This window comes from Bacillus sp. CCB-MMP212 (assembly GCF_022748145.1).
GTDB lineage: Bacteria > Bacillota > Bacilli > Bacillales > Bacillaceae_G > Bacillus_A > Bacillus_A cereus.
In genome coordinates this window covers 237976-255945 of sequence record NZ_JALDQE010000006.1, presented here as the reverse complement: position 1 = coordinate 255945, position 17970 = coordinate 237976, and the positions used below count along the sequence as shown (strand labels likewise).

The following is a 17970-nucleotide window of genomic DNA, read 5'->3' as shown; positions in this document are numbered from 1 at the left end:
GAAGGGGGTTTTTCTTATCGTTTGCTACGCCAACTTTCATTATGCCCAAGATTTGCACCTGTCGCTACTTGCACATCATATAACATTTCACTAAAGAAGCGTTTATCTACTTCTTTTGGTACAATGCGTCTTTCATCATCAATTTCATCGTATTCATATGAACCACGCTTCACTGTACCTGCTTTATAAAATTGAATGTCAAATACACATACATCTTCTTCATCTTCATAACCAATCGGCGCTCCGCTAAATGACAATTGCGCTCCTAATCCGTTACAAGTATCTTCTTTGTAAAATGTATAATACACACCGCCATCTTGAACAGATCCACGGATCCATCCAAGCTTCGTCATCTTACCGAATAACGAACGACCATTTAGTAAAATACCACCAAATCTCTCAATAGCACTCTCATCATTCTCTTCTACTACAAACACTGGACGCTCAATTTGTAGGAACGGCTGAACAATTCCCGCACTTTCTAATTGCTCTTTCCATAATTCCTTCTCCGCCCCAGACAATTCTAACGGATGAACGAAACCAATAACAGTGCCAAATGAAAGTTCATAACTCTTCCCGTCAATTGTACAGAACACGCCACCTTCTGCATAACGGAATGCGTTCAGCAACTTCCCTTCCTTATACTCACCCCAAATGAGTGAAATAGAAAATTGCTTCATAATTGGATTATCCATAAATACAGACTTCCATGCATTATGTGACCAATAACGCTTTAACGAAAGTGCCGCTTCTAATCGTTGTTTTTGCATTGAAAGAGTAGTTCGGAGTTCCTTCTTTAAAGAGGCTAATTCTTTTTTAGCCTCTTCAGCCTTTTCTACATCATCTTTTGCATTCGGCTTTGGAAGTGACTTCATACGTTTTCCTTCCTCTGTCTCTAATTCAATTTTTGACTCTGTAGTTAAAATGACAGTAAAACTTCGATTCCCGAAATCAATTATCTTTTCACCATGTATAGTAAAGCCAAGGTCTGGCACCAATTGATCTTCCAGCTCTTCCTCTGTTATACCACGTGTTTTCGCAGCAAGACTTAGCGCTTCTTTTGCTGCATTACGTACTTGCTTATGTTTATATTTAAATGCTATTGCATGAATAGACATAAGTGCAAGCTTAGATGAAGACAAACCTAAAGCACGAACGGCATCCGCTGCTATCTTTCCTCTCATTTGAAGCACCCATTCATCAATTTGCTTTATAAGTATGTCGACCATTTTGTCGTCACTATACATTCCGTATAACGAAAGAATTCCACGCTTCTTCACATCTGCGTCTTGAGAAATCCATATTTGATATATTGTTTGCACATATTCTTTTAAGTCCTCTTCATTTAAAGCTCTACCAATTACTTCTGCCGTTTCTTTCTTCTCAATAACAGCATCTGAAATATACTGTTGTAAATAGGCTAACGGAATTGTAGCATCAGCAATTTCATTAGAGTCACGTAAACTGATTTGTGGCTCATCCCCAATCAATTGCAGAAGTGAATTTCTTGTTTGTTCCGTTAAAATACGTGCACATAGTTCTTCGATCTTTTCTTCCTCCGCTTGAAATAAAAACGAGAATTTTCCTGCGAAAGATTCATTTTTACTTTCTTGCAAAGCTTCCTGTACAAGTTTCGTATATTTTTCAAGCTTATACTCTATTAGTATTTTCATCACATTTTCACGAACAATCTTCTTTTTATTATGAAGTTCAACTGCTACATCTGCTGCAGCTTCTACATCTTTTGAAAGCAGTTTAACTACAGACTCACGCATTTTTTTAGATGAATCTCCTAAGCTTTTAATTAAAATCGGACGCATTTTAACCATGTTATCCTTTGCTAACTCTTCTAAAATATATGCTTTTGCCATAGCAGAATACTCATCAAACCGTTCAATTATATATGCTTGTTCTTTTACAATTACACAAAGAAGCGCTTCCTTCGCCTTATTTCTCTCTTCACTGTAGCATGCAGCTTCTTCAACTGCATAAGCGATAAGTTTTTCCTTACTTAACCCATACGAAAGCAGATCTTCTAATACTTGTTTCGGCTCTACTCCTCTGACAGAACATTCGTAAAGAAGTTCGTATAAATTAACACTATCATCATCTCCAAACTGTAGTGTAAGTACAGCTTCCCTTTTCGCTACATCATCTATATCCCAAAGAAGCGCAACCTCTAACACCGGCATACCCCAATACATACTTCTATATTTCGGATTTTTAAGTATTTGCTTTATATCCTCAAGTGACAACTTCCCTAGTAAATAATCACAATATGTATCCCGCAATGTAGACAATTTAATTTGCAAAGCAGCAACAAAAAATTCTTCTCGCATTTTCCCTCTATTTAGCTCATATCCTTTTTCGGCTAGCGTTCGTGCGATGATGAGATAATTCATTTTACTTACATATTGCAAAGTTTGTTGAATAAATTCAGGATTTTCCTCCAACATAAAGCATAGCAATTCATATTCATACGTCTTACAAAAATCCTCACTATTCAAATCATGTTGCCTTAGACGATGCGCAAAAAATCTTTCCTTAGAAATCCAAAACTGTGTACAAAAACTTTGAATTTCTTCATACGTTTCTCTATTTACACTACCAGTTTTTTTGTGGTTTTGAGACTGACCAAGAGTGTGACACATATAACGTGTTGCATAGTTTATAAAACCCCAAACATTTTTCTTCGCCAATATTTCAATATATCGCCTCGCAACATTCGAATGTTTATGAACACAAAATAATAGCCGCCAAATATGTTCCGGTAAATTCCCACCTATAAATACTTCACTATCATCTTCACCTTTTAAATACCGTTTAACTGCTTCAACCTTTTCCTTTTCCCCTAGCAGTTTCAATATAAATTCTGTATGTTCTTCTAACCTCTCATTCAATAAAGAACTATATGTACGAAACTTTTCATACTCTACATCAAACATTACGAGAAGTAATGTTAATTGCTGTTTAGTTGGTAAAGTATGTAATTGTTCCTCTATATAGTTCGGTTTCTCTTTTGTTAACTCTCTAAGAAAAACATCTGCTTCATTGACGTAACTTGAAATACTAGATAAATACCTACATGCAATTGCTACAAGTTTGTCCAAAGGTAGTGCACTTTTTTCTAAATAAACCTTCATTTTAGAAAAACTGACATGCGCAAAACGGACTACAAGAACATTTAATAATTGCTCCTCGAGTATATGATAAAATAACCGAAAGAAACCCGGATCTTGCTTATGTACTTTCCTAAAATCGTTTATAAATCGCTCCGCAAAATCGCCTCTTTTTTGATCACGAATCGTCGTTAGTTCAATATCTTTTAAAATCTCTTCTTCTTTTGTCTGTAAATATCGTAGTGATAATTGTTCCTGTTCTTCTGTCATATTAATATATTGAAACAACTCAGATGTACTAGTAGTCAAACTTTGTACCCCCCGCATCTTTTTATCTATTATAAAAATACCCTTATTTAATGGTAGTATAGCATAAAACCCACAAAAAACGAACGTACATTCTACATTAAATTAATGTAAATTAAAATACACTACTCAACATACATTTCCTTCTCTCTAAACTTCCCATTACACACTTCTCCCCACTAAAATCCTTTAACTTTTTGCTACACCAATTCCTCAAAATCCCCTTCACATAAGCTAACGTTTTCTTATTATTTTCAAACGCAATTTTAAGTGCCTCTAACACTTTCTCTCCAGAAAGTCTTTGTATCCAATTCTTCAATTCTTTCACAATATATGGGGATAAACTACTAATATTTTGTTCATAAAACTTATAAACTTCACTATTTGGAACGTCCTCTTCTATACGTTCTACCTCTTCCGCTTCTTCTTTCTCTTCAATAACTACTTGTGAACTACTATTATCCTCTTCTTTTGGCATACCAAAATGCTGCAATAATAATGGAATCGTGTATTCTTCTTCAAGGCATTTACGTAAAAAAATATGTATGAACTCATTACTTTTTACAGTCTTTAACTCACGTAATACGCACTTTTCTACATTCGTATTTGAAATAGGGTTATAGTGTAACCAGTTTATTATGAATACCTCTTTCGTTTCCGTATCATATAAAATCTTTCCATACTCAACAAACCTGTTTAGCAACTTCTCAACAGTCTCCATACTATAACCTGTTTCAAGCTCTGCCACACGCTTCGGTAATATGTAAATACCACATTGCTTCGTTTTCGTACCAGTTAACAAATATATGTAAAAATAACGCTCCTCTGGCGTTAAATCTAATATGAATTCATCTTGCCAAAAGTTCACCTGCACATTACGGTATACCGCCATATGTTTCCCTCCACTCTTTGCTAGTAAATAAGAAGATTTTAATCCTTCATTATAAAAATAGGAATGCGGGAATGGTTTTGGCATTCGAATTACAATTTTTTTTACTACTACAACGCCGGTTTCATTTTTTCGTGCTTGTTTTGTTCTTGTAGTTGTTTTTGTGTTTGTTTTTGTTTTTTCTGAGTGATTTATTACTTGGTAGGGGCTTATGAGGGGCTTGGAAGGGCATTCTGCATTACAATCTATGAAATACAATTTGTTCTTCCTACTAAATAGGAGCTATTCCAAATTATTATTTTGGATAGCTCCTTTCAAATTCTTCTTATTTTTTACTTCTACCAATGTCAGCTTCTACATACAATTTATTCTGCTATTTGCAGGCAGTAAAACTCTCATTTCAAAATTCGGTGAATAAACTGCTCGATTGCAACGCGAGTGGCCCCACTGATTAAAGTTTTATTTTATTTTTGCATTGAATCTAACATCTTCACAATAAAGGCAGCCGCCTGACCACGAGTTGCTGTGCCTCGAGGATCAAACTCATTATTTCCAATACCATTAACTACCTTTAAGCTGTATAATCGTTGAACCGATTCTTTGTATGTTATTAAATGCTTATCTGTAAATGGTAATGCTACTAACTCACCTGTAATTCCTTTGTATCGTAATGCTTTGTCAATCATAATAGATACTTCTTCACGAGTAATTGGTGAGTTAGGATCAAAAATCCCTTCACCACGACCATTAATAATTCCTGCACTTGCACAACGTTTAATACCGTCATGAAGTGATGGATGTGCCTCATTAATATCTACAAATGATTTATTTCCCTCTGGTAGTTTAAGAGCATTCGAGATTAATTTCGCAAACTCGGCTCTCGTTACATTTCGATATGGCGCAAATACACCATTGCCTTCGCCTTGCATAATACCTAGACTGTTTAATTTACGAATATGCCCTTCAAACCAGCCACCTGTAATATCATCTTTTGGTTTTTGTACTTCTTCCTTAGGTTTTTGTACTTCTTCCTTAGGCTTTTGTACTTCTTCCTTAGGTACATTGTAGTTAATTTTAATCCAACTTGGGTCATAGAAAATCCATTCTCCATTACCTACTTTATACCAACCATTTTTAACCGCTAATACTTTGTAACGATCTCCGTTTGAAGCTTTACGTACAACACGATGTTCAATACCCGCATCACTACGTACATTGATGCCACTACCATTTACCACTAGTTCCATGCTAGGTTCAGCTGGATTATTTTCATTTGGATCAAATGATTCATTTTTATCTTGTAAAGGCGTATCAATCTGCGCATTTATATTTGCATACCATTGAATTCCTTGTACGAAACCAGCCCAATTACCACGTGAAATTAAAATGTCAGGACATTTTTTCCCGCTCCATTGTTGATGCTTGTAAATATGATCTGCACCAATTCCTTCTTTGTTCATTAAATAACCTGCAAGTCGTTTTGCGTTTTCTAAAGCTTTATTGTAATCACCGTCTTGGTTAACCGCAATCTCGATACCGATAGACTCCCTGTTTCCTGATCCATCTCCATCTCCTGCATGCCAACCGTTTTCATTTGTTGGTAAGTGCTGATAGATTTGTTTATCGTCTACTGTAAAATGCCATGAAGCTGTTCGGAACGTCCCCTCTGTTGCTTGTTTATACAAATATTTCGCATGATTTTCAGCATTAGCACCAGCGGCCGTATTTGCCGTCTCATGGATTGTAATGTAACGTGCTTTCATCGGATTTGCAGGACGAATATCAGAGTTTCCTGCTGGAACAATCCACTCTACAAATGGAACTCCTGCAAGTGTTCCATATTTCTTCGTACTCGGTGCACTATATTGAATACCTCTTGGCTTTGCAACAGGTTTCATTTGACGATCAGATCCATCATTTCGACCATCTACAGATTCAAATGCCTTTTCAATATTTGAAATAGCTTCCTTTTCTGCTACTTGCCCCTTCTTTGCATCTTTCATTTTGTTTAATTCTTCTGTTTCATCATGTTTATGCTTATATTCTTCTAAAAGCATTTTTTCATTTTCAGATACTTCTGCTTCGTTAACTTGTACATGATCAGGAACTTCCAACTTGAAATTAGAATAATTTAATCCGCTCGTTCCATGTTCTCCTTCAGCAATATTTAGTTGATCAGTTTGAGATTTGTTTATCTCTTCTGCTGATGCTAATAAAGGTACACTCCCTAAAATCACTAGACTTGTTGATAGTGCGATTACTTGTTGTTTGATTGTCTTATTCATTATTATAAATAGATATACACACATTTTCGCCGTGTATATATCTCAACCTCCTTTTGTTGTCATATTAATTTTAAAAATACGAATCTACTATGTACTTCTAATATATTTTCTTTTTATTTATATATTTAAATTATATTATTTTATGCCCATTAAGAAAATATTTATATGTCATCCCTACAAATGAATTTCATCTAACATACTTTTTACAAAATCCGTCAACAAAAATTATTTTACAACTAATTACCAATACCGTCAAAAGCATTTTCAACGATCCACACTTTAATAGCTATAGTAAATGCTATTTCTTTCACATTATATACTATTACAAATTACCTTTAACTTGTCCGACAATTTCGTTTATCGTATTTCGATCAAACTTATCACTAATTTCGTATGGCTCACGATCTCCTACGAATTGCACGCCTACAATATCATTGCGATCCTTACCGTATTGCACTTCAATAATAGATCCACGCTCTATTTGTTTCCAAATGAGACCTACTTCATCTTTATTATCTAAAATAATGCAGTCTTCAATATTTTCATCAATCCCAATTAACTTGTTATCATCTATATATCCAATCTCGTATTGTTGCCGTTCTTTCGCTTTTCCGCTTACTAGTATACCTTTGCTACCATATGAGTAATCCGTATAGTCCTTTTTCTCCTTTTGTACCCCTTTCGGCTTTTGTGCTTCAGTTTTTTCAGCAGCTCCACAACCTGTAATAAGACTGATTGGCATAACCATAGTTAATACTACTCTAGTAAATTTCTTTATCATTTATAACTAACCTCACATACTTAATTTAAAATGCTATTTATTTCCTTATTATAAAATAACATGATAATACAGAGAAAGAGCCAAAGATAAAATATTATTTACATCCGTATTGTCCCTCCCTTTACATTAATATAGTATCCTCATAAGTATGAATAGCTAGGCTTTCAAAATTAATACGGGAATATTATAGAAAGTAGACATCCTACTCACATACGATTAGTATTAGAATTGAAAATATATAAGCTAGATGATTACTTATATTAAGGAAGGAAGTGCACAGCTATGGATTTTAAAACAGTCATGCAAGAGCTTGAAGCCCTTGGTAAGGAAAGAACGAAAAAAACATACATCTCTAACGGTGCACACGAGCCAGTTTTTGGCGTAGCTACAGGTGCTATGAAACCAATCGCTAAGAAAATAAAAGTAAATCAAGAGTTAGCTGAGGAACTTTATGCTACAGGTAACTACGATGCTATGTACTTTGCAGGCATTATTGCAGATCCAAAAGCTATGAATGAGTCTGATTTTGATCACTGGATGGACGGGGCATATTTTTATATGCTATCTGATTATGTGGTAGCAGTAACTTTATCGGAGTCAACTATCGCCCAAGACGTTGCGGATAAATGGATTGCAAGTGGGGATGAGCTACGAATGTCAGCGGGCTGGAGTTGCTACTGCTGGCTTTTAGGAAATCGCAAAGACAATGAATTTGTCGAAAGCAAAATTTCCGATATGCTTGAAATTGTAAAAAATACAATTCATGCTGCGCCAGAACGAACAAAATCTGCTATGAATAATTTTATAAATACTGTAGCAATTTCATATGTGCCACTACACGAAAAAGCAATCGAGACTGCAAAAGAAGTTGGTATAGTTGAAGTAAAACGTGATAATAAAAAAAGCAGTTTGTTAAATGCTTCCGAAAGTATTCAGAAAGAAGTCGATAGAGGAAGAGTTGGTTTCAAACGTAAATACGTTAGATGTTAGATTATTAAAAAAGGTGTCAATCAAGAAAGATTGGCACCTTTTTTAATGTAGAAGTAGAAAATGAACTACCTCCCTAAAAATAATTCATTTCCCTCTTTACAACTTATATGTTAGAAATTTCTTCTTTCACTTTATACACCCTATCTCTTTTCTCATCGTTTTTAACAAAAGTAAGCTTTCCTTCTGTAACAAAACCTTCCAATGCTAAGCATACTTGTCCATATGCTTTTGGCTTATTCGTTGTAAATCTTTCATCTGATATTTTACCAGATCGTATTAATTGTTCGCATAACTCCAGTGCACTTATTTCTTCAGAATCCATTAATTCCAATATATCTTTTTGCAATGCTGATAAAGGTGCAGGTATTTCGGCTACCTCTACCTTTTCTTTTTTATCTTCTTTTTCGTCTTCAAATAAATCTTCAAATGAAATTTGATTCATTACATCTTTTCCTTTCTCATAACGAATTTGCTTAACATGAACTGAACCCTATATGTACTAGAACTTTTACATTTAGTTATTGTTATGTAGTCCTTACCTCTTTACATAGATTTTATAACTCATGTACATTATTTTAAGTAGTATATTTCCATTATACCAAATATACGTTCTGTCATCTATTGTAGAATTCGTTATTACTGAACTGAAATCAATAGTGAATATCCGGTGCACAAATCATGCAAACAAAAAAATGCTAATCGCATTGTTTGAACTACTTCCACATGTCTATCAAGCTAAGAAAAACGAACATCCAAAATAAAAAAGCGAGGTTACTATTGTAGTACCTGAAAAGCAGGCAGTCTTTAAGGCTTAGTTAAGTAAGTATTCTATGTTGTGAATGAAAAAGGATCTGATATGAATATCAGATCCTTTTTCATTGCTTCTTTTATAAATGTAACTTTTTTATACATACATCGTTTCACACGATAACTGGTTCATACGTGCTTACATTATCATACACTGTTTTCGCAATTCTAGGAGGAAGATTAACACACCCTCCAAATCTGACTTTTTAATAGAATCAAAGTGTATTTTTACTTACCAGACTTAATTTTTTCGTTATATTCTTCTAAAGTTAACCCTTTTTCTTTTAGATAAACAGCAACTTCTTTTCCTACATAACGATAGTGCCATGGCTCATACTTAATGCCAGTAATATTCTCTTTATCTTTTGGATAGCGGAGAGTAAATCCATACTCTGCAGCATTCTTATCTAACCATTTGAATGCATCGGTAGTTTCAAATTTTGCATTTAAATCTTCTACAGTATTCTGCCATTCAACTGAAATAATGTCTAACGCTAATCCAGTATGATGTTCACTTGCACCAGGATACTGAAGATATTCCAATGCTTTAGCACTAGCTTCTTTGTCCGACAAACCTTGAGATTTATAGCTTTTAACTGAAGCATCATAATACGTTTGTTGTAATTTTATAGCTCGATAACCTGATCTTAAATAAAGATTGATTCCCTCTTTTTTTGCAGCTGCTACCATATCCTGATAGGAAGTTGCAATTCTACTATCTATTTTCATATTCGGCTTAGCATTTTGGGTAATACTTGTTAATTCAATTCCTAGTTCCTTTGATAACATATGCTCTCTATTTACAAGAATAATTCTCCAATCATTAGGATCAGAGATAGGTAAAACATCTTTTTTATTCGCATGTATCTCTTTTTTATTTTTATCGTTATTATTAGTAGTTTCCTGAGATGTTTGCTTTCCACTACAAGCAGCAAGACTCCATCCCATTGCCAATACCAATGCTAAAATTATAAATTTTTTAATTGTATCTCATTCCCTTTTTGTTTATTAGTCTTTATACCAATTTCCCAACACGTCTCTAGGAATCTCCTTGAAATCCTTCAAAGAAACGGGGCCGACAAATTTTTTAATTCCATGTTTTTTAGACTCTTCATCCGAATAATCTTTTAAAAATTGAATTTTAAATTGTTTCTTACCATCAGCGTAGTCGGTTACTGTCGGTACGATTGCCGCTTGTCGTATACCAAAAGTTTTATCTTCATACTCAACAAATTGTACATAAGATAATCCTCCAACCAATGTTTCTAATTTTTCTTGCGCAGAAATAAGATTTCCAAGAGAATAATAGATTAGCGTTTCATGTCCATCTTTATTTTGTTTCCACTCAATTGGTTGAATTACATGTGGATGATTTCCAATTACTACATCTACACCTAAATCTGTTAAATATTGAGCAACTTCTTTTTGTTGCTTTGAAGGTGTAGATGTATATTCTACTCCCCAATGCACCATAACAATCACCATATCAGAGCTACTCTTTGCCTTTTCCACATCATTTTGTATCGCTTTTTTATCAATTAAATTTAAAGCCCAAGACTTATCAGCCGGAATTTTAATTCCATTCGTACCATATGTATAATTTAGTAACGCAAAGCGAATACCATTTTTTGTAATCGTTTTTATTTCATTACGCTCGTTTTGACTCTCATTAATGCCTACTGGGATAACATCCGGATATTTCTTCCAGTATTCTCTTGTATTCGCAACACCTTTAATACCCATATCCATAGCATGATTTGTCGCTTGAGTCACTATATTGAATCCAGTGTCCACTAAAGATTGGCCTACTTCTTCAGGTGTATTGAAAGTCGGATATCCCTGTACTTTTAGATTATTTCCTGCAATTGGAGTCTCCTGGTTCACGATAGCAAGATCACTTGATTTAACAGCTTTTTTGATATTTTCATAAATATAGTTATAATCATATGAACCGTCTTTTTGTTTGCCATCTTTAATTACTGCGTCATGATATAAATTATCACCCGTTGCTAGTAAATTCACAACCGATTTTACTTTTTTATCTTCCGTAAAATTAGGAGACTGTTGGATAGGACTCTTCTCTACCCAATTTGGTGCTTTTAATGATGTATCTATATTAGATTCAGCCGGTGGTAATGAAGCTTTAGATGTCTTAACATCTGTATTACCACAAGCAGTTAAAAGCACTAAAAAAATAAGACATAATAAAAAAAACTTTTTACTTCTCTGTAAAGTATCTAACATGTGATCCTCTTTTCTGTTTTATTACTTATAACCAGTTCTAACAAATCATTCTTTAAAACAACGTATTTTGGTTTTACCCTTAATTATGGAAGGACACTCTGTTACATCTGCTTCGGAATATACAGATAATCATTTTCCATTCTCTAGCAATCTATCAATTCCATCAGAATTGATAGATTGCTAGAGAAACATGATCCATCAGGATGTCGACTAGTTTCATATACCTGTTCCAATTGCAGTAACTCGTTTAATCTAAACAAGATAGAAGAATAGTTCATATAGCCTCTTCTCTTGCTTTACGTTTGTGAGTGGCTCCAAAAAGAGGGGATCGTTGCTGTACCCCCTTTAAATATTATGGAATCATTGTAACTAATTTCTTTACGTTAAGCGACAAACATTATACCGATAACAATAAGTAAGACCCAAGAACTTATTTTACCAATATACAAAAAAAGTAGCAATCTTTTGACCCATATAAAGAAGCCAATTAGGAGAAATGAAAGGGAGATTCATTTTAATTAATTAATTCCTTCATTGATTAATAAAAAAACAAGCCACCCAGCTATTGGATGGCTCTATACGATAAAGAGAATTTGTTATTGGATTACTTCAATTTCCCTTCAAAAACAATCTTCCTACCGCACGGCTCAACTACTGTTTTGCCGTCTTTCTTTACTTCATGAAAGATCGGCTCTTCCATACGACGAGACGGAGCGTAGCCTTCTTGCTCCATACGTGTTAAGCAGTCTGTAATTGTTTCATTTTCTAGTACTTCAAATTTCTTTTTATTAGGTTGTTTTGTCATGCCCTAACCTACTTTCTATTTTTCTTGATGCGAATTGATTCTTCATGTAGACCATATATAACATTGCTAGAATTCCCATTATAATCATAACCGCAATAAAAAAGCTTGTATACTGTATTTTCTCTATAAATACGCCGCCTAATACAGGCCCCATAATACTTCCTAAACTAAAAGCGATTCCGGATAATATATTACCTGCCGGTAGTAAATGTCTCGGTAATAAATCAGTCATAAATCCAAGCCCTAAAGAGAAACACGATCCAATAACCATACCTGCTAAAAGCATGCAGGCAAAGACGATCCAGTAATATTGATCAAATACGGCGGCAAGTAGAAAAATGCCCGTACTTATGCTAAACGTCCACGTTAATATACGATCCCTTCCGTATTTATCACTCAATATACCGAGCGGAATCTGTGTAATAATACCCCCAACTGCAAATGCTGGTAATAAGAAGGATACATCTGAAACAGACCACCCTTTACGAAGTCCGTATACTGGTAAGTTACTATTTAACATCGCCTCAAGTACACCGTATGCAAGTGGTCCTAGTAACGCAATCCACCCTAATCCAACAACTTGTTTATAACGAGAAAATGATGATTCACTCTTCACTTCTCTTTCATCTTGCGCTGGGAATGCATTTTTTGTTGGAAGTAGTAAAAGCCAACCTATTAAACAAAGTATAGTAGATATAATAAATGGTGTCGCAAGACCGTACTGCACAGTGCTTGCTAAATACGGACCAACAGCAAAACCAATTCCGAAGAATACACCGTATATCGATACTTGTCTCCCTATTTTACTTGGGTCTGATGTTGTCGTGATCCACGTTTGTGTTCCGACATGAAGCATATGATCTCCGACTCCAACTAGAAATCTAAGGATAAACCATACCCAAAACGAAAATGTTTGTGTAAAAAAGAATAATGAAATAATAACGAGAAACCCACCTATAACAATAATTGGCTTCATTCCAAACCTTTGCATCGGTTTTTCAAGAAACGGCGAAATAACTAATATCCCGATGTACAATGCCGTCGCATGAATACCGTTAATACTTGAACTAACCCCTTCTTGTTCAAAAATCATTGCAATGGCAGGTAAGAGCATTCCTTGTGATAAACCAGAAATCGCTACAATCCCAACCATAATCCAAAATGTAAAACGCATTGACATCCTTTGTCCCTCTCCTTCTCACGCTTCCACTTTTCATTATAAACTGTTTTTTCAAATGCGTGTACGAATATTCACAATAAAAAAGAAGCTAAAAGAATGAACCTTTTAGCTTCCTACCCTTCCCAAACTTGCGCTTTCACATTGTAATGAAAGTGTTTAAAATATGGATTTTCATAAAATGAAGATCCATATAAGTAATGTTGCATATGAGCTGTTAGTGGCTGCTGCATTTGTAAAGGGACTACAGCTGGTGAAACTTGCATATACATCGGATCTATCATTATTTTTGTATAGATATGATGATCATATGGCGAATAAGCGATTAAGGATGGTTTATGCATTGATAATCTCCCCTTATACATACAAATGTTATAGTATATGCAAAACTTTTCATTTTGGGGATTCTTTCTATTCTAGCCAATCTTCTACATGTTTTATAAATACATCTAAACAATCAATAAACGGTGAGTGTCCGCAATCTTCTAACACCTTCAACTCTGCATTTGGCAAATGTTTCGCTAATTCCTCACCGACTACTTGCGGTACGACATAATCTCTATCACCTTGTATGACAAGCGTTGGAGCTTTAATATGATGAATTTGCTTACTTCCCTCTACAACCCCATTATGTTCATCTGAAATATTAAATGTAATGAGCGCATAATTCACATCTACGAAATTACGTTGCGTTAACATATCATCTAAATACTTTTCATAACGGTCCGGTTCAGGTTGATTATGTGTATATATTAATAGATTCCATACTGTACGGTAATATAGTTTGTTCATATTTTTTATCGCGTCTAATACTGGAGCGATTTGTACTGGATCTTGCGCAATTTCTTCTTTCGTCTTTACTAAACTTGATACGATTGGCTGCCCATTCGTATCTTTTTTAAAGATTGGGTATCCTTTCATTCCTACTGATTCTACTAAAATTAACTTTTCTACAAAAGTTGGGTGATTCGCTGTAAATTGCATCGCAACACCACCGCCCATTGACCAGCCCATTAATGAGAATTTCTCTAGCTTTAACTCGTCGATAAATAATTTTACATCTTCTGCAAAATCTTGTAATGAATCTATCGACTTATTATATGTTGATTGTCCAAATCCTCTTAAATCAAGAGCGTAAATATGATATTGATCTTGCAACTTTTCAATGACTAAATCCCAGTGTTGTGACGATGTCATGTTCCCGTGAATGAGTACAAGAATATCTGTATTTCGCCTTCCAACTTCCTGATATGCAATCGTTTCTCCGTTCGATAGTGAAACAAACTCCATTGTTGCAGGCTTAATCATCACAAGTTCCCCCATTCTATTTAATAGAAAGAAAATTCTTTACTTAATTAAAGAATAGCACGTAGAATATACGTTCGCAACATAAAACCTATAAGAATTTTTTACATAAATCAACATGTCTATTACTAGACAATTATTATAAAAAAGTATATAGTTAGCTAGGTAACTAATTTGAAAGGATCAAAATACATGGACGAAAAACAACATTTTTTTCATATCGTCAGCCAGACTTCTCGAAAGTTTACGAAGAAATTTAATGAACGTGTATCTCCAACTGGGTTATTTAGTGCGCAGTGGGCTGTTATTTTCCGCATTAATCAAACTGGTTCTTGTACGCAAACAGAATTATGCCAATATTTAAATGTTGAATCACCAACGATGACTCGTACGTTAACACGTATGGAAACGATGGGATGGATTATTCGTACAGAAGGTAAAGATCGCCGCGAGAAGCTCATTTCTTTATCCGAAACAGCGATAAAGATGATTCCAGTATGGCAAGAAGAAGTTGATACTTTCGAAGAAAAAACGCTAGAAGGTATTAATGAAGATGATTTACATCAAGCATTTCAAGTGTTACAACAAATTATTAAAAATTTAGATTAAATTGGAGGGATGACGATGCAAAGTGAGAAACTTTGGACGAAGGATTTCCTCGGAACTTGTTTTAGTAGTCTATTTCTCTTCTTAACATTTTACATGCTTATGACTACTCTGCCTGTCTATGTAATAGACGGCCTAAAAGGAAAACCTGAGGAAATTGGTTTAGTTGCAACTGTGTTTCTTATTTCTTCTGTTTTATGTAGACCATTCACAGGAAAATGGCTCGATGATTTAGGAAGAAAGAAAATATTATTTATTTCACTTTCATTATTTTTAGCCGCTACTGTTATGTATTTCGGTGCGCAAAGTTTATTCTTATTACTTGCCCTTCGCTTCTTGCACGGTATTGGGTTCGGGATGGCAACGACAGCTACTGGTACGATTGTAACTGATGTTGCGCCAGCTCATAGACGAGGCGAAGCACTTGCATATTTCGGCGTATTTATGAGTCTGCCGATGGTAATTGGTCCTTTTTTAGGTTTAACAATTATTTCTCATTTTTCGTTTACTGTGTTATTTATCGTTTGTTCCGTATTTTCATTACTTGCATTTTTATTAGGACTACTTGTAAATATTCCGCATGAAGCACCTGTGAGCAAACAAAAACGTGAAAAAATGAAATGGAAAGACTTAATCGAACCATCTTCTATTCCGATTGCACTTACAGGATTTGTTTTAGCCTTTTCTTATAGTGGTATTTTATCCTTTATTCCTATTTATGCGAAAGAACTCGGTTTAAGTGAAATTGCAAGTTATTTCTTCATTGTATATGCACTTGTCGTTGTCATTTCTCGTCCATTTACAGGAAAGATTTTTGATCGCTTCGGTGAAAATGTACTTGTTTACCCTGCTATCATTATTTTCACAATCGGAATGTTCATATTAAGCCAAGCACAAACTTCATTTTGGTTCCTTGGCGCAGGTATGCTAATCGGTTTAGGTTACGGAACATTAATTCCGAGTTTCCAAACGATTGCGATTTCTGCTGCTCCAAACCATAGACGTGGTTCTGCGACAGCTACGTATTTCTCATTCTTTGATAGTGGTATTGGCTTTGGTTCTTTCATTTTAGGTATTGTCGCAGCGAAATCTAGTTATCATAATATGTATTTTATCGCAGCTATTATCGTTGCCTTCACTTTACTTTTATATTATGGATTACACGGACGAAAACAAAAATTCAAAAAACAACCTACAGACGGAAAAATTTCCGCTTAACGTTAATAAGGAAAGTAAACTTCCCCGTTTACTTTCCTTATTTTGTATTTCCTTCAAGACGAGCGTATACTTATAGTAGAAATAAAAAGGAGGGCCATATATGAAACTAAAAAAATCTCCCCTACTCTTACTTTTACTAACATTCATATTTGTAATTACAGGGCTTGGGTTTACTTACTTCAAACAAAATAAAACGACCCCATCAAAACATAATGTGACAAAAGAAAACTGGTTAAATGACCCTTACTTACGTTGGTCGTATACCCATATGAAAGAATTCACTTTAGTTAATGACGTAAAAAACAAGCCTGACCAAATTGCTCACTTCCCTTTCGCATTGCAAAACTTAGACGATTTTGCTGTGGAGCGTAGATTCGGAAATACAACTCCTCTAAAAAAACTTTTAGACGATAACAAAACAGATGCTTTTGTCGTTGTACATAATGGACAACTTGTTTATGAACGATATTTCAATGGGTATAAACAGAATGAACCTCATGGTATGGCATCATTAGCAAAAGTCTTTACCGGGGCAATTATACAATCTCTCGCTGAAGAAAAACGTATTAACTTAGAAAAAACAGCTGACACATATATAAAAGAATTAAAAAATACACCGTTCGGTAATGCCACACTTCAGCAATTAATGGACATGCAAGTTTCAGCTGAATATCCTACTCATGGATATGAGCAACCTGGGCTAGAAAATCAAGATGCACAATTATATTTAGCTAGCAATATTTTACCCCGCGGCAAAAATTACGATGGTCCGATGAAAATTTATGATATGTTACGAGAAGCCGAAGAAACTGCACCGCCTGGTTCTGCCTTTTCTTACAATAACGGATCAACAGAAACGCTCGCTTGGGTTATTCGAACTATCACTGGCAAATCATTAGCTAAAAATGTTAGCGAACGAATTTGGTCTCAAATTGGTATGGAAGAAAACGCGTATTACGTTACAGATGAAACGAAAATAGAACAAGCAAGCGCTGGCTTAAATGCAACTGCTAGAGATATGGCGAGATTCGGGCAATTACTATTAAACAACGGGGAATATAACGGAAAACAAATTCTCCCTTCTTCTATTACTGAAGATATAAAAAATGTCCAAGAAGGTGAACTTGCAATTAGCCCTGGAGCTTCCATTTCTTATCATAATCAATGGTGGATTCCCCACAATGAACAGGGTGCTTTTGAAGTGTTAGGTAGTTACGGACAAACACTTTACATCGATCCGAAAGCAAATATGGTAATTGTCCACTTCTCTTCTAACGCTATGCCAAGTAATGAAATACATTCAGTTTACTCAAATATGTATATTGATATTGCACATCATTTGGAGAAGCTTCCACGGTAGTGGAAGCAGGAGTTTAAACCTTGCACAGTTATGGCTATTTAATTGAACACTCAATCTGTTGTGCTAAAACGTCAATAT

Annotated in this window: 15 protein-coding genes; 4 read left to right on the top strand and 11 right to left on the bottom strand. The window is 34.8% G+C overall.

Annotated features, from left to right (window positions below; genetic code table 11):
• Window positions 1–14 precede the first annotated feature (14 nt).
• The 4 genes from MRP26_RS18760 to MRP26_RS18745 all read right to left on the bottom strand — a co-directional run bounded on the left by MRP26_RS18760 (window position 15) and on the right by MRP26_RS18745 (window position 7380).
• Window positions 15–3428 carry a DUF4132 domain-containing protein gene (locus tag MRP26_RS18760; RefSeq protein WP_197241121.1) on the bottom strand — a complete coding sequence of 1138 codons (3414 nt, stop codon included), beginning with the start codon at window positions 3426–3428 and terminating at the stop codon, window positions 15–17.
• A gap of 112 nt (window positions 3429–3540) precedes the next feature.
• Window positions 3541–4317: a DnaD domain-containing protein gene (locus MRP26_RS18755; RefSeq protein ID WP_098126809.1), complete on the bottom strand. Its 777-nt coding sequence runs from the start codon at window positions 4315–4317 to the stop codon at window positions 3541–3543.
• Between the two features lie 461 nt (window positions 4318–4778).
• Window positions 4779–6599 (bottom strand): S-layer homology domain-containing protein, encoded by a 1821-nt coding sequence (locus MRP26_RS18750; protein ID WP_197241122.1) that lies wholly within the window; start codon window positions 6597–6599, stop codon window positions 4779–4781.
• 322 nt (window positions 6600–6921) lie between these two features.
• Window positions 6922–7380: a hypothetical protein gene (locus MRP26_RS18745; RefSeq protein ID WP_000591650.1), complete on the bottom strand. Its 459-nt coding sequence runs from the start codon at window positions 7378–7380 to the stop codon at window positions 6922–6924.
• Window positions 7381–7662: 282 nt separating this feature from the next.
• On the opposite strand from MRP26_RS18745, the gene MRP26_RS18740 reads away from it, so the two are divergent.
• Window positions 7663–8370: a DNA alkylation repair protein gene (locus MRP26_RS18740; RefSeq protein WP_197241123.1), complete on the top strand. Its 708-nt coding sequence runs from the start codon at window positions 7663–7665 to the stop codon at window positions 8368–8370.
• Window positions 8371–8473: 103 nt separating this feature from the next.
• Here the strand turns inward: MRP26_RS18740 and MRP26_RS18735 are convergent, their stop codons facing one another.
• The 7 genes from MRP26_RS18735 to phaZ form a co-directional block, all read right to left on the bottom strand.
• Window positions 8474–8812, bottom strand: a complete 339-nt coding sequence (locus MRP26_RS18735) for a DUF3895 domain-containing protein (protein WP_001071898.1) — start codon at window positions 8810–8812, stop codon at window positions 8474–8476.
• Between the two features lie 593 nt (window positions 8813–9405).
• Window positions 9406–10137, bottom strand: a complete 732-nt coding sequence (locus tag MRP26_RS18730) for a M15 family metallopeptidase (RefSeq protein ID WP_000241993.1) — start codon at window positions 10135–10137, stop codon at window positions 9406–9408.
• 48 nt (window positions 10138–10185) lie between these two features.
• The gene (locus tag MRP26_RS18725; protein ID WP_000887596.1) at window positions 10186–11421 is read right to left on the bottom strand and encodes a CapA family protein; all 1236 of its coding nucleotides are present in this window, start codon (window positions 11419–11421) and stop codon (window positions 10186–10188) included.
• Between the two features lie 604 nt (window positions 11422–12025).
• The gene (locus MRP26_RS18720; RefSeq protein WP_000166307.1) at window positions 12026–12226 is read right to left on the bottom strand and encodes an NETI motif-containing protein; all 201 of its coding nucleotides are present in this window, start codon (window positions 12224–12226) and stop codon (window positions 12026–12028) included.
• Window positions 12210–13406 carry an MFS transporter gene (locus MRP26_RS18715; RefSeq protein ID WP_242806555.1) on the bottom strand — a complete coding sequence of 399 codons (1197 nt, stop codon included), beginning with the start codon at window positions 13404–13406 and terminating at the stop codon, window positions 12210–12212. Before MRP26_RS18715 ends, MRP26_RS18720 begins: the two co-directional genes overlap by 17 nt.
• 113 nt (window positions 13407–13519) lie before the next feature.
• On the bottom strand, window positions 13520–13747 hold the full coding sequence (locus tag MRP26_RS18710) for a hypothetical protein (protein WP_000549497.1): 228 nt from the start codon (window positions 13745–13747) through the stop codon (window positions 13520–13522).
• Window positions 13748–13814: 67 nt separating this feature from the next.
• Window positions 13815–14711 carry an intracellular short-chain-length polyhydroxyalkanoate depolymerase gene (phaZ, locus tag MRP26_RS18705; protein ID WP_000594875.1) on the bottom strand — a complete coding sequence of 299 codons (897 nt, stop codon included), beginning with the start codon at window positions 14709–14711 and terminating at the stop codon, window positions 13815–13817.
• Between the two features lie 189 nt (window positions 14712–14900).
• Here phaZ and MRP26_RS18700 point away from each other — a divergent pair, with 189 nt between their 5' ends.
• The 3 genes from MRP26_RS18700 (at window position 14901) to MRP26_RS18690 (ending at window position 17892) form a co-directional block, all read left to right on the top strand.
• The gene (locus MRP26_RS18700) at window positions 14901–15317 is read left to right on the top strand and encodes a MarR family winged helix-turn-helix transcriptional regulator (RefSeq protein WP_000343680.1); all 417 of its coding nucleotides are present in this window, start codon (window positions 14901–14903) and stop codon (window positions 15315–15317) included.
• 15 nt (window positions 15318–15332) lie between these two features.
• The gene (locus MRP26_RS18695; RefSeq protein ID WP_001190333.1) at window positions 15333–16532 is read left to right on the top strand and encodes an MFS transporter; all 1200 of its coding nucleotides are present in this window, start codon (window positions 15333–15335) and stop codon (window positions 16530–16532) included.
• A gap of 100 nt (window positions 16533–16632) precedes the next feature.
• Entirely contained in the window at window positions 16633–17892 is a 1260-nt protein-coding gene (locus tag MRP26_RS18690; RefSeq protein ID WP_242806553.1) for a serine hydrolase domain-containing protein, read from the top strand.
• Window positions 17893–17970 lie beyond the last annotated feature (78 nt).